21 protein-coding genes are annotated in these 18,169 nt (G+C 73.9%); 10 read left to right on the top strand and 11 right to left on the bottom strand.

Annotated features, from left to right (window positions below; all coding sequences use genetic code 11):
• The first annotated feature begins 6 nt into the window (after window positions 1-6).
• Window positions 7-1,632 (top strand): amidohydrolase, encoded by a 1,626-nt coding sequence (locus ACZ7KF_RS05995; RefSeq protein WP_471069732.1) that lies wholly within the window; start codon window positions 7-9, stop codon window positions 1,630-1,632.
• A gap of 29 nt (window positions 1,633-1,661) precedes the next feature.
• Here ACZ7KF_RS05995 and ACZ7KF_RS05990 read toward each other — a convergent pair whose 3' ends face one another.
• Together ACZ7KF_RS05990 and ACZ7KF_RS05985 are read right to left on the bottom strand one after the other, a co-directional pair.
• A complete protein-coding gene (locus ACZ7KF_RS05990; protein ID WP_471069731.1) occupies window positions 1,662-2,513 on the bottom strand; it encodes a hypothetical protein in 852 nt (283 codons plus the stop codon).
• A 61-nt stretch (window positions 2,514-2,574) separates the two neighbouring features.
• Window positions 2,575-3,543, bottom strand: coding sequence for a GlxA family transcriptional regulator (locus ACZ7KF_RS05985; protein WP_471069730.1), 969 nt, complete (start codon window positions 3,541-3,543; stop codon window positions 2,575-2,577).
• Window positions 3,544-3,614: 71 nt separating this feature from the next.
• Here ACZ7KF_RS05985 and ACZ7KF_RS05980 point away from each other — a divergent pair, with 71 nt between their 5' ends.
• The 3 genes from ACZ7KF_RS05980 (at window position 3,615) to ACZ7KF_RS05970 (ending at window position 5,823) form a co-directional block, all read left to right on the top strand.
• On the top strand, window positions 3,615-4,565 hold the full coding sequence (locus ACZ7KF_RS05980) for an NADP-dependent oxidoreductase (protein WP_471069729.1): 951 nt from the start codon (window positions 3,615-3,617) through the stop codon (window positions 4,563-4,565).
• 131 nt (window positions 4,566-4,696) lie between these two features.
• Window positions 4,697-5,077 carry an anti-sigma factor antagonist gene (locus ACZ7KF_RS05975; RefSeq protein ID WP_471069728.1) on the top strand — a complete coding sequence of 127 codons (381 nt, stop codon included), beginning with the start codon at window positions 4,697-4,699 and terminating at the stop codon, window positions 5,075-5,077.
• Between the two features lie 89 nt (window positions 5,078-5,166).
• Entirely contained in the window at window positions 5,167-5,823 is a 657-nt protein-coding gene (locus ACZ7KF_RS05970; protein WP_471069727.1) for a DUF4230 domain-containing protein, read from the top strand.
• Here ACZ7KF_RS05970 and ACZ7KF_RS05965 read toward each other — a convergent pair whose 3' ends face one another.
• From ACZ7KF_RS05965 to ACZ7KF_RS05940, 6 genes are all read right to left on the bottom strand, one after another.
• Window positions 5,824-7,590 (bottom strand): complex I subunit 5 family protein, encoded by a 1,767-nt coding sequence (locus ACZ7KF_RS05965; RefSeq protein ID WP_471069726.1) that lies wholly within the window; start codon window positions 7,588-7,590, stop codon window positions 5,824-5,826.
• Window positions 7,590-7,937 carry a sodium:proton antiporter gene (locus tag ACZ7KF_RS05960; RefSeq protein WP_471070016.1) on the bottom strand — a complete coding sequence of 116 codons (348 nt, stop codon included), beginning with the start codon at window positions 7,935-7,937 and terminating at the stop codon, window positions 7,590-7,592. The genes ACZ7KF_RS05965 and ACZ7KF_RS05960 overlap by 1 nt, the downstream gene beginning before the upstream one ends.
• 8 nt (window positions 7,938-7,945) lie before the next feature.
• On the bottom strand, window positions 7,946-8,683 hold the full coding sequence (locus tag ACZ7KF_RS05955) for an MnhB domain-containing protein (protein ID WP_471069725.1): 738 nt from the start codon (window positions 8,681-8,683) through the stop codon (window positions 7,946-7,948).
• A complete protein-coding gene (locus ACZ7KF_RS05950) occupies window positions 8,680-8,940 on the bottom strand; it encodes a Na(+)/H(+) antiporter subunit B (RefSeq protein WP_471069724.1) in 261 nt (86 codons plus the stop codon). The genes ACZ7KF_RS05955 and ACZ7KF_RS05950 overlap by 4 nt, the downstream gene beginning before the upstream one ends.
• An 81-nt stretch (window positions 8,941-9,021) precedes the next feature.
• A complete protein-coding gene (locus ACZ7KF_RS05945) occupies window positions 9,022-9,474 on the bottom strand; it encodes an MrpF/PhaF family protein (RefSeq protein WP_471069723.1) in 453 nt (150 codons plus the stop codon).
• Window positions 9,471-9,665 (bottom strand): hypothetical protein, encoded by a 195-nt coding sequence (locus ACZ7KF_RS05940; RefSeq protein ID WP_471069722.1) that lies wholly within the window; start codon window positions 9,663-9,665, stop codon window positions 9,471-9,473. Before ACZ7KF_RS05940 ends, ACZ7KF_RS05945 begins: the two co-directional genes overlap by 4 nt.
• A 243-nt stretch (window positions 9,666-9,908) precedes the next feature.
• On the opposite strand from ACZ7KF_RS05940, the gene ACZ7KF_RS05935 reads away from it, so the two are divergent.
• Window positions 9,909-10,541: a VanZ family protein gene (locus tag ACZ7KF_RS05935; RefSeq protein ID WP_471069721.1), complete on the top strand. Its 633-nt coding sequence runs from the start codon at window positions 9,909-9,911 to the stop codon at window positions 10,539-10,541.
• Between the two features lie 93 nt (window positions 10,542-10,634).
• Window positions 10,635-11,864 (top strand): ricin-type beta-trefoil lectin domain protein, encoded by a 1,230-nt coding sequence (locus ACZ7KF_RS05930; RefSeq protein ID WP_471069720.1) that lies wholly within the window; start codon window positions 10,635-10,637, stop codon window positions 11,862-11,864.
• Window positions 11,865-11,873: 9 nt separating this feature from the next.
• Here ACZ7KF_RS05930 and ACZ7KF_RS05925 read toward each other — a convergent pair whose 3' ends face one another.
• Both ACZ7KF_RS05925 and ACZ7KF_RS05920 read right to left on the bottom strand, forming a co-directional pair.
• Window positions 11,874-12,119 carry a hypothetical protein gene (locus ACZ7KF_RS05925; RefSeq protein WP_225825773.1) on the bottom strand — a complete coding sequence of 82 codons (246 nt, stop codon included), beginning with the start codon at window positions 12,117-12,119 and terminating at the stop codon, window positions 11,874-11,876.
• A 145-nt stretch (window positions 12,120-12,264) separates the two neighbouring features.
• The gene (locus ACZ7KF_RS05920) at window positions 12,265-13,053 is read right to left on the bottom strand and encodes an SDR family oxidoreductase (RefSeq protein WP_471069719.1); all 789 of its coding nucleotides are present in this window, start codon (window positions 13,051-13,053) and stop codon (window positions 12,265-12,267) included.
• 168 nt (window positions 13,054-13,221) lie between these two features.
• Between ACZ7KF_RS05920 and ACZ7KF_RS05915 the strand changes: the two genes are divergently transcribed.
• The 4 genes from ACZ7KF_RS05915 to ACZ7KF_RS05900 all read left to right on the top strand — a co-directional run bounded on the left by ACZ7KF_RS05915 (window position 13,222) and on the right by ACZ7KF_RS05900 (window position 16,657).
• Complete coding sequence (locus ACZ7KF_RS05915) at window positions 13,222-14,265, top strand: PHP domain-containing protein (RefSeq protein WP_471069718.1); 1,044 nt, start codon at window positions 13,222-13,224, stop codon at window positions 14,263-14,265.
• Window positions 14,266-14,317: 52 nt separating this feature from the next.
• Window positions 14,318-14,974, top strand: coding sequence for an HAD family hydrolase (locus tag ACZ7KF_RS05910; RefSeq protein ID WP_471069717.1), 657 nt, complete (start codon window positions 14,318-14,320; stop codon window positions 14,972-14,974).
• A 331-nt stretch (window positions 14,975-15,305) separates the two neighbouring features.
• The gene (locus tag ACZ7KF_RS05905; RefSeq protein WP_471069716.1) at window positions 15,306-16,337 is read left to right on the top strand and encodes an SDR family oxidoreductase; all 1,032 of its coding nucleotides are present in this window, start codon (window positions 15,306-15,308) and stop codon (window positions 16,335-16,337) included.
• 122 nt (window positions 16,338-16,459) lie between these two features.
• Window positions 16,460-16,657, top strand: coding sequence for a hypothetical protein (locus ACZ7KF_RS05900; RefSeq protein WP_471069715.1), 198 nt, complete (start codon window positions 16,460-16,462; stop codon window positions 16,655-16,657).
• Window positions 16,658-16,687: 30 nt separating this feature from the next.
• On the opposite strand, the gene ACZ7KF_RS05895 is transcribed toward ACZ7KF_RS05900, so the two are convergent.
• Complete coding sequence (locus ACZ7KF_RS05895; RefSeq protein ID WP_471069714.1) at window positions 16,688-17,977, bottom strand: ROK family transcriptional regulator; 1,290 nt, start codon at window positions 17,975-17,977, stop codon at window positions 16,688-16,690.
• Window positions 17,978-18,169 lie beyond the last annotated feature (192 nt).

The following is an 18,169-nucleotide window of genomic DNA, read 5'->3' as shown; positions in this document are numbered from 1 at the left end:
GGCATCATGCACGCTGACCTGCTCTTCACCAACGGCCCCGTCCTCACCCCCGAGGGCCGTACCGCCACCGCCGTGGCCGTCACCGGCGACCGGATCACCGCCGTCGGGGGCACGGAGGTGCGCGCGCTCGCCGGGCCGCGCACGGAGGTGGTGGACCTGGCGGGGCGGCTGCTGCTGCCCGGTTTCCAGGACGCGCACGTCCATCCCGTGCCGGCCGGGCTCGAACTGTCCCAGTGCGATCTGACCGGCCGGACGACGGCCGAGGAGACCGTGGCCGCGGTCCGCGCCTACGCCGACGCCCATCCGGAGCGGGAGTGGATCCTCGGCGGCGGCTGGTCGATGGAGGCGTTCGCGGGCGGTACGCCCACCAAGGAGCTGCTGGACGCGGTCGTCCCGGACCGGCCGGTGTACCTGCCCAACCGCGACCACCACGGCGCCTGGGTGAACAGCCGCGCGCTGGAACTGGCCGGCATCGACCGGCACACCCCCGACCCCGCCGACGGGCGGATCGAGCGGGACGCCTCCGGGGCGCCCGGCGGCACGCTCCAGGAGGGCGCGATGCAGCTGGTCGGGCGGCTCGCCCCGCCCGCCACGCCCGCCGACCGGCTGGCCGCGCTGCTGCTCGCCCAGCGGCATCTGCACGCGCTGGGCATCACCGCCTGGCAGGACGCGCTGGTCGGTGACTTCCTCGGCATGGACGACCCGGCCCAGGCCTATCTCACGGCCGCCGAGGAGGGTTCCCTCACCGCCCGGGTCGTGGGTGCCCTGTGGTGGGACCGGGAGCGCGGGGCCGAGCAGATCCCGGAACTCGTGGCGAGGCGGGCCGCTTCGAGCCGGGGCCGGTTCCGGGCGGGCACGGTGAAGCTGATGCTGGACGGCGTCGCCGAGAACCACACGGCCGCGCTGCTGGACCCGTATCTGGACCGGTGCGGCTGTGCCACGGCCAACCGGGGCAAGAGCTTCCTCGATCCGGAGCGGCTCCCCGAGTACGTCACCGAGCTGGACGCGCTGGGCTTCCAGTGCCACTTCCACGCGCTGGGCGACCGGGCCGTCCGGGACGCGCTGGACGCGGTCGAGGCGGCCCGGGCGGCCAACGGGCCGGGCGACAACCGCCATCACCTCGCGCACCTGCAGGTCGTGCACCCGGACGACGTGCCCCGGTTCGCCCGGCTCGGCGCCACCGCGAACATCCAGCCGCTGTGGGCCGCGCACGAGCCGCAGATGGACGAGCTGACGATCCCGTTCCTCGGGCCCGAACGGGCGGCCCGGCAGTACCCGTTCGGGGCGCTGCTGCGTTCCGGCGCGCGGCTCGCGGCGGGCAGCGACTGGCCGGTGAGCAGCCCCGATCCCCTCCAGGGCGTCCATGTCGCGGTCAACCGGGTCGAGCCGGGCGGCGGCGGTCCGGTGTTCCTGCCGGACGAACGCCTGAGCCTCGCCGACGCGCTGACGGCGTACACGGCCGGGTCGGCGTACGTGAACCATCTGGACGACGGCGGCCGGGTGGCCGAGGGCGCGCTGGCCGATCTGGTGGTCCTGGACCGCGACCCGTTCGCCGGACCGCCGGAGGCGATCGCGGAGACGACCGTGGCGCTCACCTATGTGGGAGGCACGTGCGTGTACGCCGCCGGGTGACTCCCCCGCGACGCGTGCGTGCACGCCGGTCAGTCGCAGCCGACGCTCTTCTTCAGCAGCGGCCAGGCCTCCACGCCGGCGGCCGTGCGGACGTAGGCGGTCTGCCGGTCGTCGGTCAGCCACAGCCGGCGGCCGTGGCGGTGGTATCCGGTGTCGTGGGCGTCGGCGGGCATGCGGACCCTGGCGCGGTACGGCGCCCGGAGCAGGCCCTCCCGGCGCAGGACCGCGTCGGGGTCGCGGGCGTACATCCGGCCGTCCAGGTCGAGGAAGTAGGCGGACTGCCAGCCGCAGTGCTCCGACCCGGGCGAGCTGTCGAGCCGGGTCACCGGGACCCGCCGGCCTTCCCGGTCGGTCCAGATCTCCCATTCGGTGGTGTCCGTGAAGCTCTCGGGGAGTTCGGCGGGGTCGCAGGAGGCGTCGGTCTCCGGGCCCCAGCCCGGCCGGCCCTTCTGGTCCTTGGCCACCACCACCGCCACTTTCGTCCGGCCGCCGACGTCGTAGGAGTACAGCACCCGGTCCGGCTCCCGGCGCTCCACGCGGTAGCCGTGGTCGGGCAGTTCCGGCTGGTCCATGTCGAAGTAGCGGGCCAGTCCCTCCTCCGGTGTGGCACCGCCGTCGTTCGTGCTCCACGCGTCGGGACCGGAGCCGTCGAAGATCTCCCCGTCGCACTCCAGCGCCCGTCCGGCCGCGCCCGAGGCCAGCCGGAGCGCCCGGGGGCCGCTCTCGTCCAGCTGCCGGGTGGGTTCGTCGAGCGGACCGCTGTACGGGGTCGCCGGCGGGGTGCCCTTCACCACCAGGTCCGGCCGGGGGCCGTCGTCGCAGCCCGCCACCGTCACAACCGTCAGCACCGCCACCGCCACCGCCACGAGCCCTCTGCGCATGTCCGCCCCTCGTTCTCCCGTGCCGCGTACGGTCCTTCGACGCCGGGGCGGTCCGGAACGTTCAGCGGGCCTGCTGGAAGGTGCGCCGGTAGGTCACCGGGGACACGCCGATCGCCGCGTGCAGGTGCTGCCGCAGCGAGGCGCCGGTGGCGAAGCCGACCTCGGCGGCGATCCGGTCCACGGGCAGGTCGCTGGCCTCCAGCAGATGCCGGGCGCGGGTCACCCGCTGCTGGATCAGCCAGCGGCCGGGGCTGAGGCCGACCTCGCCCTGGAAGCGGCGGGCGAAGGTGCGCAGGCTCATCCGGGCGTGCCCGGCGAGGTCGGCCAGGGTGAGCGGCTCGTCCAGGCGTTCCAGGGCCCAGGCTCGGGTCGCGGCCGTGCTCGCGGCACCGCTCTCGGGGACGGGCTGCTCGATGTACTGGGCCTGGCCGCCGTCCCGGAACGGGGGGACGACGCAGCGGCGGGCGACGGAGTTCGCCAGTTCGCTGCCGTGGTCGGTGCGGACGATGTGCAGGCAGATGTCGACGCCGGAGGCCGCCCCGGCCGAGGTGAGCATGCGGCCGTCGGCGACGAAGAGGACGTCCGGGTCGAGGTCCACCCGGGGGTAGCGGCGGCGGAACAGGTCGGCCACCTGCCAGTGGGTGGTCGCCCGGCGGCCGTCGAGCAGTCCGGCCGCGGCCAGGACGAAGGCGGCGGTGCAGATGGACACGATCCGGGCGTCCGGGCGGATGCGGGCTAGCGCGGCGGCGACCTCGGCGGGCAGCTCGGTGGGGATGTGCGTGGGCGGCACGGAGGTGACGATCACCGTGTCGGCCGTCTCCAGGATCTCGGGGCCGTGGGCGACACCGATGGTGAAGTCGGAGTTGGTGCGCACCGGCCGGCCGTCGACCGAGCAGGTGAGCACCTCGTAGTGGCCGTCGGCCGCGCCGAAGATCCGGCTGGGGATGCCCAGCTCGAAGGGGTACACGCCGTCGAGGGCCAGGACGACGATCCGGTCCGGGCGCCGGCTCAGCAGCTGCATGTCACGCATGGCACGATCCTATCGAAGGTTGGCAATCATGCCATTTTCCGGCCGCGCGGGCTCCGGCAGGCTGGGTGACCATGAGCGATGTGAACACCATGCGAGTCATCAGCCAGGACGTCCTCGGCGGTCCCGAGGTCCTGAAGGAAGTACAGGCCGATCGGCCGAAGCCGGGCCCGAACCAGGTGCTGGTCCGGGTCCGGGCCGCCGGCCTCAACCCCACCGACTGGAAGCACCGGGCCTTCGGCATGTTCCTCGGCCGGCCGCCGTTCGTCCTGGGCTGGGACGTCTCCGGCGAGGTCGCCGAGACCGGGATCGGCGTGGTCGCCTTCCGGCCCGGCGACGAGGTCTTCGGCATGCTGCCCTACCCCTACGGCCACGGCTCGCACGCCGAGTACGTGATCGCCCCGGTCCGTGCCCTGACGCACAAGCCGGCCTCGGTCGACCACGTCCAGGCCGGCGCCCTGCCGCTGGTGTCCCTGACCGCCTGGCAGGCGCTGACCGAGCACGCGAAGCTCCAGCCGGGGCAGCGGGTGCTGATCCACGCGGCGGCCGGCGGGGTCGGGCACGTGGCCGTGCAGATCGCCAAGGCACGCGGCGCGTACGTCATCGGCACGGCGAGCGCGGGCAAGCACGACTTCCTGCGCGAGATCGGCGTGGACGAGCCGATCGACTACCGGTCCACCGACTTCACGGAGGCGGTGCGCGACGTCGACGTCGTCCTGGACACCATCGGCGGGGAGACGGCCGTGAAGTCCCTGCGGGTGCTGCGGCCGGGCGGGATCGTGGTGTCGATCCTGCCGGACGGGTCGCGGGAGTTCTTCGAGGAGGCCGAGCGGCTGGGCGTGCGGGCCGTGCAGATGCTGGTGGACGCCGACCGGGCCGGGATGGAGGCGATCGCGGAACTGGCGGAGTCCGGGAAGCTGAAGGCCACGATCGCGGGGACGTTCCCGCTGGCCGACGCGGCGAAGGCGCACGAGCTGGGCGACACCGGCCGGACGACGGGGAAGCTGGTGCTGCTCGGGGACTGAGCGCACCGCACCGAGGACACGCGTGAAACTCGAAGACATATGTCAATCGAACATGCTCAAATTCCTTCCATCGAGGGTAACTTGGCGATCGGGAAGCGACGTCGGGGCGCGGGGTGGGAGGTGGTGGCGAGGTGCGACACGATCCCGTACCTCTCACCCGGCAGCTGGGCATGTACGCGTACCGAGGGCACACGGTGCTGGAGTTCCGGGGCGAGATCGACATCGTCGCGGCGACGGAGATCGGGCCGTTCCTCGACCGCGTCACCGGGCGGACCGGCGTCCGGGCCGTCATCGATCTGCGGCCGGTGGAGTTCTTCGACTGCTCGGGGCTGCGGCTGCTGTACCGGGCGCGGGTGCGGGTGCAGGAGCGCGGCGGGCAGCTGCACCTGGTGTGCACGCACCCGCTGACCCTGCGCGTCTTCCGGGTCACCGGTCTGACCCGGCTGCTGCCCCCGCAGCCGAGCCTGGACGCGGCCCTGGACCGTTCGGAGGCCGCGTCCGGCTCGTGGTGAGACCGGCCGGCCGCTGACGAATCGGTCGGCGCACGGGTCTGGTCCCGCGTCCGGCGGGCATCCGGTCAGCAGGAAGGAGGACCGTCGCGATGACGACTTCCGTGAGGCGCCTGCCGGGCTGGGCCAAGGCCGTGGCGGCGCTCGTGCTGGTGCTCGCCGTACTGTTCGCCGGGATCCGGCTGGCCGTACTGCCGGGCATCAAGGACCTGTTCGGCACCGAGACCCACGACCGTTCCGGCCCCGCGCTGCTCAAGTCCATCCAGGACATGAGCCGTTACGACGCCGCGTCGGGCAACTTCCAGGTCGTCGTGGACCTGGACAAGGACGCGAAGTTCCTGCCCGACGCCGTCCGCGGCACCCGCACCCTGTACGTCGGTGCGGGCACCGTGGACGCCTACGTCGACCTCGGGCGGCTCGGCGAGCGGGACGTGACCGTCAACGCCGACCGCACGTCCGCCACCATCCGCCTGCCGCACGCGCGGCTCGGCAAGCCGGCCCTGGACCCCGATCACTCCTACGCCGTGTCCAAGCAGCGCGGGCTGCTGGACCGGCTCGGCGACCTGTTCTCGGACAACCCCAACAGCGAGCAGGCCGTGCAGAAACTCGCCGTCCGGCACATCGGGGACGCGGCGAGGAGCAGCGGGCTGACCGCCCGGGCCGAGAGCAACACCACCGGCATGCTCCAGGGTCTGCTGCGTTCGCTCGGCTTCCAGGAGGTGCACCTGTCCTACGGCACCGCCGGCTGATCAGGAACCCAACACCCCCGGCAGGGCCAGTGCCCCCAGCACGGTGGCGCCCACCAGCAGCCAGGCCACGTAGTCGCCGACGTGCCCGGACTGCAGGCGCCTGAGGGGCCCGGCCCAGTCGGGGGCGGCCACCCAGCGCGGGCGGACGACGGCGAGGCCGGCGAGCGCCACGGCGAGCGCGGTGGAGGCCACGCCCAGCAGGACTCCGTGCGCGGTCCAGTGCGCGGAGGCGTGGGCACCGCCGGAGCCCGCCTCGTTGACGGAACGGGCCACCAGCGCACCGAAGCCGGGGGCGACCCCGACGGCGAGGGCGGCCGCGAGCAGCACGGCGGGCACGGTGGTCATGGTGTCCGGGATCCGGCGCAGCAGGCCGGACGTCTCGGGTTCCTCGTCGGAGCCGCTGGTCTCGTACTCCGCGTCCTCGGGGCGCGGGCCGAGGCCCAGGAACACGCGCGCGGTGACCCGCAGGACCGCGCCCGCGGTGATCGCGGAGGCGGTCACGTAGACGACGGTGAGCGGGCCGCCGACCGCCTCCTCGGTGACGGCCTTGCCGAGTGCCGTGCCGAACGGCGGCAGGCCGGCGAGGCCGAGCGCGCCGATGCCGAACATCACGGCGGTGGCGCGCAGTTGCCGGGCCCGGCCGTGCAGGGCGTGCTCGTCGACGCTGCCGAACCGGTCGAGGAGGACGCCCGCGCAGGCGAACAGCGCGGCCTTCACCCCGGCGTGCCCGAGGAGGTACAGGGCCACGCCGTCGTCGCCCTCGGGGGTGAGGATGCCGAGCCCGATGAGGAACAGGCCGGTGTGGGCGACGGTGGAGTAGGCGAGGAGCCGTTTGATGTGCCGCTGGTACCAGCACATGACGGCGCCGATCGCGGCCGTGAGGACGCCGAGGGTCACCAGGGCGCGGGTCAGGTCGGCGGCGGGGATGCCGCCGGGTCCGGCGAAGACGGTGCCGTACACACGCCAGGCGCCGTAGGCGCCGAGTTCGACCATGACGCCGGACAGGACCATGCACACCGGGGTCGGGGCGACGGCGTGCGCGTCCGGGAGCCAGAAGTGGAAGGGCACGGCCGCCGCCTTCACCAGCAGTCCGGTGAGCACCAGGACGAAGGAGGCGAGGACCAGCGCATCGGGACCGCCGTGCCCGGTGTCGGCGTCCAGTCCGCGGCCGATCATCGTCATGGCCAGTTCGCCGGTACGGGCGTAGAGCAGGGCGATGCCCATCAGCAGGGCGTAGGCGCCGAGGGAGTTGACGACGCCGAAGGTCAGGGCGCCCTGGACGGCCTTCGCCTCGTCGATGCGATAGCCGGTCAGGGCATACGCCACCACGCTCATCAGTTCGAAGAACACGAACGCGTTGAACAGGTCGCCGGCGATGGCGAATCCGCACATGGCGCCCTGGAAGACCAGCATCAGCGCGGTGAACGCACCCCTGTGCCCGACCGGGGGCTCGTCGAAGTAGCGCCAGGAGTAGGCGAGGGCCGCCAGGGTCAGCAGCGAGGCGAGGGCGGCCATGCCGAGCGCCGGGCCGTCCCCGACGACCAGGATGCCGACGCTCTCACCGCCGACCGGCAGCCAGCCGCCGACCCACTCGACCATCGGGGGCGTGGAGTTCAGCAGCAGCACGAGCGCGAGGGCGCCCGTACCGCCGCAGACCACGACCCCCGTGCTCTCGGCGACGATCCTGGGCAGGCGGCGGCCGGTGACGACCAGCAGGGCGGCGCCGAGCAGCGGGACGGCGACGAGCAGCGGGAGCAGGTGGTGCATCAGCCGCGCAGCTCCCGCAGTTCGTCGGGGTCGACGGTGCCGTGCCGTTTGGCGATCTGGAGGACGAGGGCGAGCAGCAGCGCGGTGACGGTGGCGCCGACGACGATGTCGGTGAGGGTGAGGGCCTGCACCACCGGGTCGACCACCGGCCGGGAGCCGGGCCTGATGTCGGAGAAGACGGGCGCGGTGCCGCCGTCGCGGTAGCCGACCGCCAGCAGCAGGACGTAGGTGGCGGACTGGCAGACCGCGAGGCAGCCGACGGCGTGGACGAGGTTCCGGCTGGTGGCGAGGCCGTAACAACCGGTCAGGAAGAGGTGGACGGCCACCAGATAGGGCAGGACGTGCAGCACGGTCGTCAACTTCCTTGCTCCTCCTCGATCTCGACGGCCTGGTCGATGAAGTGGGCGAGCAGGACGACGACGGCGCCGGCCACCTCCATGCCGATGGCCGCGTTCAGCAGGGGGACCGAGCCGCCGGAGGACAGCGTGTTGAAGGTGCCGTACGGCAGCAGTGTGTTGGCCAGGAACGCGGTGCCGGCCAGGACGGAGGCGAGGCCCAGCACGAGGTAGGCGCAGACGGCGAGCGCGTCGGAGACCTCGTGGACGCCGAGCGGGCGGACGCGTTCGAGCGCACTGTAGTCGGCGCCGAGGTACAGCAGGTGCAGGGCGGTCGCGGCGACGACGCCGCCCTGGAAGCCGCCGCCGGGGCTGAGCTGGCCGTGGGCGACCACGTACAGGCCGGTGACCAGGGCGACGGGCAGCGCGAGCAGGGCGTAGCGGCGGACCGGCCGGGCCACCTCGGCGGGCCGGGGGCGGGCCCGGTGCTCGTCGCGGGCCTGGCGCAGCAGCACCACGCAGCCGAGGACGGCGGCGAACAGGATGCTCATCTCGCCGAGGGTGTCGTAGGCGCGCTGGTCGAAGTTGACGGAGGCGATGGTGTTGGCGGTGTGCCGGGCGAGGGAGGCGTGGACGGCCCGGTCGCCGTACGGGTGCCGACGGCCGCCGAAGCCGGGCAGGTCGAGGCAGGCGGCGACGAGCAGCGCGGCCAGGCCCCCGCCGCCCAGGGCCAGCAGCCAGAGCCGCAGCCGGTTCACCGCGCGTCCTCCTTCGAGCGGCCGCGGCGTCTGGTCTTGCGCACCGAGAGCATGATCAGCAGCGGGGTGAGGGCGGAGCCGACGGCCAGCTGGGACAGACCGACGTCCGGGGCCTGGAGCACGGTGAACAGCGCGGCCAGCACCACCCCGAGGAAGGACAGCACGAGCGCCTGGCGGGCGGGGTCGCGCTGGACCACGGCCGCGGTGGCGGAGGCGGCGACCAGCAGCAGGGCGACGACGATCACCGCGTCGTACACGTCGCCTCCGACCACCGCACATCGGGCGCTCCGGCCGCTCCGGCCGACCCGCGCTCGGCACCGGGCGCGCCCCGCGTTCCGTCAGCCACCCCGTACCCCCCGGAATCCGCCGGCCAGCGCCCGTGAGGCGATCAGACTGCCTCCGATCAGCAGGGCGCCGATCACCAGCAGCTTCACCATCGCCCGGCCCGGGCCGCCGGCCACGCACAGCGCGACTACGACCGCGGCGCCCAGTGCGGCGGCGGTCCAGGTCAGCCCCCACGCACTGGTCCGTTCGTGGTCCAGTTCGTCGGAGAGCAACCGGGCGAAGACGAGCGTGCCGACCGGGCCGAGCAGGGCCAGCAGCAGGGCGAGATCGACGTAGGCCGGGCGGCCGTAGCCCTGGGCGAAGAGGAGCAGGGCCGGGCAGACGGCGGAGGTGGTCAGATTCTGGGCGATCACCCGGCGGGACGGCGGGCCGGTGGTCACGCCCCACAGGGCGGCGGCCCCTCCCCCGCCCAGCACGACGCCGGCCGCGAGGATCCATCCGTTCACCGCCAGGTCACCGCCCGCCGGCCCGCCCGGGCCAGCAGCGCGCCCAGCGCGGCGCAGCTCGCGCCGACGATCCGTTCCAGGGTGTCGACCGTGGTGACGAGCACCAGCCACAGCAGCGCCAGCGCGACCCACCAGGCCAGCAGTTCACCGACGGCGAGGAGGACCGCGCGAGGGGCCGTACGTCGGGTCATGCAGCACCTCCTCGGTCCGCTGTGCACGCGTATGCGGCGATATGCCCGGAGTGCCGCTGGAGGCATCCAAGCACCGCCGGGCCCGGCCGGGAGCGGCGGCGCGCGGGTCCGTCCCCGGAGTGCCCCGCGCGCGGGAACAGAAACCGGCGCCGCGCGCCCGGTGCCGTCCGGGGAGGGGGCATCCCGGGCCGAGGCGCGGGTAACCGGGCTGGGAGACCGGGAAGTTGACGACTGGAGGACCGCATGGCCCGTACCGTCCCGCGCCTGCCCGAGGCCCTGCGCGTCAGCCGGAAGGGACGGCCCGCCAAGGCCGCCCGCACCGTCCCGCGCCTGCCCGACGCCCTGCGCGTCTCCCGGAAGGGGAAGCCCGCCACGAAGGCCGAGCCGGCCGAGGAGGTCCGTCCGCGGCACGCACTGCCGCTTCCCGTCCGCGCGCTCGCCGTCCTGGCCGCCTTCGCGTTCATGGTGGCGTTCGCCGTCGTGCTGGCCCGGATCACGCTCCAGCCGTCCCCGGCGTCGGTGTCCCTGACGCACAGCAACCTGCACCCGGGCAGCTCGCTGCGGGCCTATCTGGAGCAGGCGCCGCTGCGGGACGCGGTCCGGCAGGTCGGCGGGAACGTGCTGCTCGGCGTGCCGTTCGGGGTGCTGGTGCCGGTGCTCGCGCCGCGTGCCCGGGGCGCGCTCCAGGTGCTGGCGCTGACGGCGCTGGTCATGCTGATGGTGGAGCTGGTCCAGGGAGCGCTGGTGACCGGGCGGGCCTTCGACATCGACGACGTCCTCCTCAACACCTTCGGGGCGCTGCTGGGTTGGCTGCTGCTGGGGCGGCGTCTCGGGCGCGGGGTGCACCGCCGGGTGCGCGGGGCGTCCACCGAGTGATCGTCACCAGCAGGTCCGTACCAGAGTATTGACGGCCTCTTATCTCACTCCTTAAATCAAGAGCCGTCACACCCCCCACCGGAACGGAGGGCCATGGCCTCCCGACTGCTCCGCAGATGTCTTCTGGCCGCCCTGTCCGCGGCCCTGGTCGGCGCCGCCGCCGTCGGCCCCGCGCAAGCCGGGACCGCCGCCCCGGCCGCGGCGGCCGTCACCACCTTCTCCGACTCCTTCGACGGCCCCGCGGGCTCGGCGGTCGACGGTTCGAAGTGGACGCTGGAGACCGGCGACAACGTCAACAACCACGAGCGGCAGTACTACACGTCCGGCACCAAGAACGCGGCCCTGGACGGCCAGGGCCACCTGGTGATCACGGCCCGCAAGGAGAACCCGGCCGGCTACCAGTGCTGGTACGGCAGCTGCCAGTACACCTCGGCTCGGCTGAACACCGCCGGGAAGTTCAACGCGCAGTACGGCCATGTCGAGGCGCGCATGAAGATCCCGCGCGGCCAGGGCATGTGGCCCGCGTTCTGGATGCTCGGCACGCCGGTCAACTGGCCGGACTCGGGCGAGATCGACGTGATGGAGAACGTCGGCTTCGAGCCCTCGACCGTGCACGGCACCCTCCACGGCCCCGGCTACTCCGGCTCGGGCGGCATAGGCGCCGGCTACACCCTGCCGAACGGCCAGGCCTTCGCGGACGCCTTCCACACCTTCGCCGTCGACTGGGCACCCGACTCGATCACCTGGTCGGTGGACGGCACCGTCTACCAGCGCCGCACCCCCGCCGACCTGGGCGGGAAGACGTGGGTGTTCAACAAGCCGTTCTTCCTGATCCTGAACCTCGCGGTCGGCGGCTACTGGCCCGGCGACCCCGACGGCTCCACGCAGTTCCCCCAGCAGCTGCTGGTGGACTCGGTGTCGGTGACGACGAGCGGCAGCGCCGCCGGCGTGCCGATCCGCGGTCTCGCGGGCAAGTGCGTGGACGTGGCCGGCGCGAACTCCGCGAACGGCACCCCGGTCCAGCTCTACGACTGCAACGGCACGGGGGCGCAGACGTGGACGGTGGGCTCGGACGGCACGCTCCGGGCGCTCGGCAAGTGCCTGGACGTCACGGGCAACGGCACGGCGGACGGCTCGACCGTCCAGCTGTGGGACTGCACCGGCGGCCCCAACCAGAAGTGGACGGTCACCGGGGCGCGCGACATCGTCAACCCGCAGGCCGACAAGTGCCTCGATGTCACCGGGAACAACTCGGCCAACGGGACACGGCTGCAGATCTGGACCTGCTCGGGCGGTGCCAACCAGAAGTGGACGGTCGGCTGAGCCCTTCGCTCAGTGCACCGTCCAGGTGTACTTGTCCCCGCCCACGAAGCGGACCATGTCCGGATCGTCCAGGTCGTGGATGGTGACGCCGTGGGAGGCCGCCGCCTCCAGCACGTCCGTGACGGTCCTGGCCTGACCGACCACCTGACCGTCGATCTCCATGATCCGGAACGGCGGCTCGCCCGGCCTGCCCGGGCACACACCGTGGACCAGGACCCGCGGATGGGAGATGTGGGGAGCTGCTTGTTCGGTCATGCAATCGAGGGTAGAACGCAACCCGCCTCGACGGCTCCCCACGCACCCCGCCCCGTGTCCACCCTGCCGGGGGCACACGGGGTCACGCGTCCGCCCGGCGGTCCCCCCGACGGCGGCACCGGTGCCGCGCGACGGCCGCACCGGCTCAGGGACGGCGCCAGTCGTCGCTGGTCAGATGGGAGCCGGCCTGCGGGCCCATGCGCAGCATGCCGCCGTCGACGCTCCAGGAGGCGCCGGTGACGTAGGAGGCGTCCGGGCTCGCGAGGAACGCGATCACCGCGGCCACCTCGCGGGCGTCGCCGGGCCGGCCGAGCGGCACCCCGGGGCGGCGCTCGCCGTGCACGTCGATGTCCTCCTGGCCGGTCATCGGGGTGGCGATCTCACCCGGCGCCACCGCGTTCACGGTGATGCCGTACTCGGCCAGCTCCAGGGCCATCACCTGGGTGAGCAGGCCGAGCCCGCCCTTGGCCGCGCAGTAGGGGGCCGCGCCGACCCGGGGCTGGTGCTCGTGCACCGAGGTGACGTTGACGATCCGGCCGCCGTCGCCCTGCCCGATCATGTGCCGCGCGGCCCGCTGCCCGAGCAGGAAGGGGCCGACGAGGTCGACGTCCAGGACCTGGCGCACGTCCGCCAGGGTCAGGTCCAGGAAACGGGTCATCGTGCCCGTACCGGCGTTGTTGACCAGGACGTCGAGCCGGCCCAGCTCCTCGCACAGCGTGTCCACGGTGTCGGCGGCCTCGGGCAGCCGGGTCAGGTCCAGCCGCGCCACGGCGGCCCGGCGGCCGTGCGCGCGGACCTCCGCGGCCGTCTCCTCGGCGCCCTTCTCGTCGGAGTGCCAGGTGATGCCGAGGTCCAGGCCCGCCTGGGCCAGGCGTACGGCGGTGGCGCGGCCGATTCCGGAGTCGGCGCCTGTGACGATCGCTGTGCGGGGCATGACCGGCCTCCTCTGCTGGGCTGGGCGTGGGCATCGCAGTACCCGGGTGCCGGGTGGGCAAACGGACCTGTCCGCCGGGTCCGGGCGCGCCACGGACAGCGGGTGGACGGATGATCGCTCGCGCCGTTCCCCGCGCCCCTGCCGGGCACCTGGGGCAATCTTGGTCCCATGGAGCCTGTGGCCGCTCTGGAGCGGATCGCCTTCCTGCTGGAGCGCGCACTCGCGCCCACCTACCGGGTGAAGGCGTTCCGGACCGCCGCCCGGGTGCTCACGGCGCTTCCCGAGGACGAGGTCGCCGAGCGGGCGGCGGCGGGGACGCTGGAGTCGCTGAAGGGGGTCGGGCCGAAGACCGCGCAGGTGGTGCGGGAGGCGCTGGCCGGTGAGGTGCCCGGGTACCTGCGCAAGCTGGAGGAGGAGGCCGGCGCGCCGGTCGGCGAGGACGTGGCCGGTGCCGGCTTGCGGGCGCTGATCCGCGGGGACTGCCACACGCACTCGGACTGGTCCGACGGGGGCAGCCCGATCGAGGAGATGGGGCGGGCCGCGGCCGGGCTGGGGCACGAGTGGACCGTGCTCACCGACCACTCGCCACGGCTGACCGTGGCCCGGGGCCTGTCGGCCGAGCGGCTGCGCGAGCAGCTGGAGGTGGTGGCGGAGCTGAACACGCGGTGGGCGCCGTTCCGGCTGCTCACCGGCATCGAGTGCGACATCCTGGAGGACGGTTCCCTGGACCAGGAGCCGGAGCTGCTGGAGCGGCTGGACGTGGTGGTGGTGTCGGTGCACTCCAAACTGCGGATGGACGCGCGACCCATGACCCGCCGGATGGTGGCCGCCGTGCGCAATCCGCACGCCGATGTCCTCGGCCACTGCACCGGGCGGCTGGTGACGGGCCGGGGGCGGCCCGAGTCGCAGTTCGACGCGGACGAGGTGTTCGCCGCGTGCGCCGAGTCGGGGACGGCCGTGGAGATCAACAGCCGGCCGGAGCGGCTCGACCCGCCCCGGCGGCTGCTGCGCCGAGCGGTCGCCGCGGGGGTGCTGTTCTCCGTCGACACCGACGCGCACGCGCCCGGCCAGCTGGACTGGCAGATCCTCGGCTGCGCCCGGGCCGAGGAGTGCGGGGTGCCGCCCGGGCGGGTGGTGACCACCTGGTCGGCCGGGGAACTGCTGGGCTGGACCCGGGAGGGGCGGCTCCCGGCACGCGCGGTGGGTTCCTGACCTGCCCGGCGTGGTACCCGATGGGCGAGCGAGCGCCACGAAAGGATCACGCATGGAACGAGCCGCCGTCTTCGATGTCGACGGAACCCTCGTCGACACCAACCATCTGCACGTCGTCACGTGGTGGGAGGCCCTTCGCCAGGCCGGACACGACGTGCCCATGCACGCCGTGCACCGGGCCGTCGGCCTCGGCTCCACGGACCTGATCGCCCATCTGCTCGGCGACGGCCGCGACAAGGACCGGGACGGCGAGCTGAGCGCCGCGCACAAGGCGCTGTACGGCCAGTACTTCGACCGGCTCCCCGCCCTGCCCGGCGCCGGGGAACTGCTGCGGCGGCTGCACGGGGCGGGCTGGACCGTCGTCCTCGCCACGTCGGCGAGCGGTGCCGAGCTGGGCGCGCTGCGCCGGGCGATCGACGCGGACGACGCCATCACGGACACGGCGAGCGCCGACGACGTGACGGAGGGCAAGCCGGCCCCCGAACCCGTGGAGCACGCGCTGGAGCTGGCCGGTGTGCCGGCCGAGCGGGCGGTGTTCGTCGGCGACACCGTGTGGGACATGCGGGCCGGGAGCAAAGCCGGCGTGCGCTGTGTGGGCGTGCTGTGCGGCGGGATCCCGCGGGCCGACCTGGAGGAGGCGGGGGCGGAGGAGGTGTACGCCGACCCTGCCGATCTGCTGGCGAGGCTGGCCGGGAGCCCGCTGGCCTGAGCGGTCATCCGGGTGACGCAGCTCACCCGTACGACCGGAACACCCCAGGATGGTTGCCCGTTTAACCAACCGTGGGTGCGGATGGGACAGTGTCCCCGGGCCTCACCTTTTGCCCACAGGGACGATCGTTCGGCTGAAGCCCTGTGGAGCCGTTCGCCGAGAGGCGACCGCCATCCGCGCCCACCCCCGGACCGCCCCGGTCGTGATTCCCCCGTCACGGCCGGGGCTTCCTCCTGCCTCGGGCGCCTCGGCGGTGCCGCGTGTGCCGGCCCGGCGCCCGGGTACCCGGCCGCTCGTCACAGCTCCGCCGTACCGACGAGAGGAGCCGAAGGTGAGCAGCTCAGCGGGGAGCAGGGTGGTCGTGACCGGCGCCACCGGCAATGTCGGGACGAGCGTGGTACGCCTGCTCTCGGAGGACCCCGGGATCAAGTCGCTGCGGGGGCTGGCCCGGCGGACGCCCGAGTGGTCGCCGGCGAAGACCGAGTGGTCCGCCGTCGACCTGGGCTCGCCGGAGGCGAACCTCGCCGAGCGGTTCGAGGGCGCCGACGCCGTGATCCACCTGGCCTGGGCGTTCCAGCCGACGCACGACCCGGCCACCACCTGGCGGACCAACGTCCTCGGCAGCATCCGGGTCTTCGAGGCGGTCGCCGCGGCCCGGGTGCCGGTGCTGGTGCACGCCTCCTCCGTGGGCACGTACTCGCCGGGGCCGAAGGACCGCCCGGTGGACGAGTCCTGGCCGACGCACGGCTGGCCGGACGCCGCGTACTGCCGGGAGAAGGCCTACCTGGAGCGCACCCTGGACGTGTTCGAGCGCGACCATCCCGAGGTGCGGGTGGTCCGGATGCGCCCGGCGTTCCTGTTCAAGTGGGAATCGGCGAGCGAGCAGCGGCGGATCTTCGGCGGGCGGTTCCTGCCCGGTCCGCTGGTACGGCCCGAGCTGCTGCCGTTCCTGCCGGACGTCCCGGGCCTGCGGGTGCAGGCGCTGCACACGGACGACGCCGCCGAGGCCTACCGTCTCGCGGTGCACTCGGACACCGCCCGCGGCGCCTTCAACCTGGCCGCCGATCCTCCGCTGGACGCCGGTGTGCTCGCCGAACTGCTCGGCTCCCGGCCGCTCAGGCTGCCGCGTACGGCGGCCCGCTCGGCGATCGCCGCCGCCTGGAACCTGCGGCTGCTGCCCGCCTCCCCGCACCTGTTCGACGCCGTGCTGCGGCTGCCGCTGATGGACTGCACGCGGGCGCGCACCGAGCTGGGCTGGACGCCCCGGCACACGGCCACGGAGGTGTTCCAGGAGTTCCTGGAGGGGCTTCAGCAGGGCGGCGGGATGGAGACCGAACCGATGCGGGGACGGAAGGCCGGCTGAGCCGGCCCCGTCCTGAACCGAGAAAAGGAGCGGAGTACGCCATGGTCATGCGGCGGCGGGAGGAGCCCGGGGCCGGATCCGGATCCGGTGAGGGATCCGGTGAGGGTCCGGTGCCCAGGGACATGCCCGATCAGCAGGTCCGCGCCGGGGAGGACCCCTGGGACGTGGCCCCGGGGCAGGCGCGGAGCGACGAGGCGGAAGCGGAGGAGCCGGACGCGGACGTGCCGGACCCGGACGAGGCGGGCACCGGCCCCCGGGGGGCGCCCCGCGCGGGCACGGTGCACGAGGAGCATCCGGCGCCGGACGAGCCGTCGGCCTGAGCCCGAACCCGCTCCCCGGAGCGGGGCCCGTCAGTGCGGGGCCCGCTCCTGGAGCGCGGCCCGCCAGGCGGGCAGCCGGTCCTCGGCGACCGGTTCGGGGCGTCGCCCGCCGCTGGCGAAGAAGTCCGCCAGCGGCAGGATCGCGGCGCCGACGGTGACCGCGTCCGGGCCGAGCCGGCCGAGGTCGATGGTCACCTTGTCGGCCGGGTGCCGCAGGGCGTAGGTCGCCGCGTGCCGGCGTACGGCGGGCAGGAAGCGCGTCCCGAGCTGGAGCCCGGCCCAGCCGCCGATGAGGATCCGCTCCGGCTGGAACAGGTTGATCAGGTCGGAGAGACCGGCGCCCAGGTACTCGGCGGTCTCCTCCAGGACGGCCAGCGCGACCGGGTCCGCGGTGCCGCCCTCGGGCGGGTAGGCGGCGGCGAGCATCGCGGTGAGCGCGGTCTCCTCGTCGGTGCCCTCGGGCGGCCGGCCGCCCTCCTCGCGCCAGCGGGCGAGCAGCGATTCGGCACCCGCGTAGGCCTCCAGGCAGCCGGGCGCGCCGCAGCGGCAGCGGCGTCCGCGCACCCGTACCGTCAGGTGGCCCCACTCCACGGCCTTCCCGTGCTCCACCTCGGGGGTGACCAGGCAGGCGCCGACGCCGGAGCCGAACAGCACGACCACGGCGTTGCGGGCGCCGCGCCCCGCGCCGAACCACATCTCCGCCTGGCCCAGGGTCTTGGCGCCGTTGTCGATGAAGTACGGGACCTCGTCGGGGAGCCGGGAGGACGAGCGGAGCAGCTGCTCCAGGGGGACCGCGTCCCAGCCGATGGTCTGTCCGTGGACGACGGCACCCCGGTCCGGGGTGTGCTCGACGATGCCGGGGACGCCCACGCCGACGCCGAGGAGCCGGTCGGGGGCGGCCTCCGCGGCGGTGAGGACCTCGGCGACGCCGTCGCGGATGTGCCCGGCGATGACCTCCACGTCGTAGCCCTGGGGGGTCAACGGTCTTTCGACGCGGGCGAGTTCGGTCAGCGCCAGGTCGAACAGCTCGACCCGGACACGGGTCTCGCCGACGTCGACGCCGATCATCTGGCCGCTTCGCGGGGCGACCCGCAGCAGCGTGCGGGGCCGGCCTCCGTCGGAGTCGACGCTGCCGGCCTCCTCCACCAGACCGTCGGCGACCAGGTCCGCGACCACGTTGCTCACCGAGCCGGAGCTGAGCCCGGTGGCCGGGCCCAGCTCGAAACGGCTGAGCGGGCCGTCGAAGTACAGCCGCTGGAGGACCGCCGTGCGGTTGCCTCGTCTCAGGTCGCGTACCGTGCGCCCGTTGCGCGCCGCCATGTGGCTCCCTTCACGAACCCTGCCCGACCTGCAACATACCCCTTCGGGCAGCGGGCACGCGACATTTCTCCAAGGCTTAGTTCACGCTGTGAGCTAAGAGGGGGGTGCGCTGGGTGTCGCTCCGCACGGCGGCCGGCTCCGGCGCGACGGTCTCCCCGGCCCACCGGTGCCGGACCGCGGCGACCGCCCGGG

This window comes from Streptomyces sp. NPDC038200, from assembly GCF_055600785.1.
Note: the sequence above shows the minus strand (reverse complement) of the source record. Positions and strands in the feature narration are given on the sequence as shown.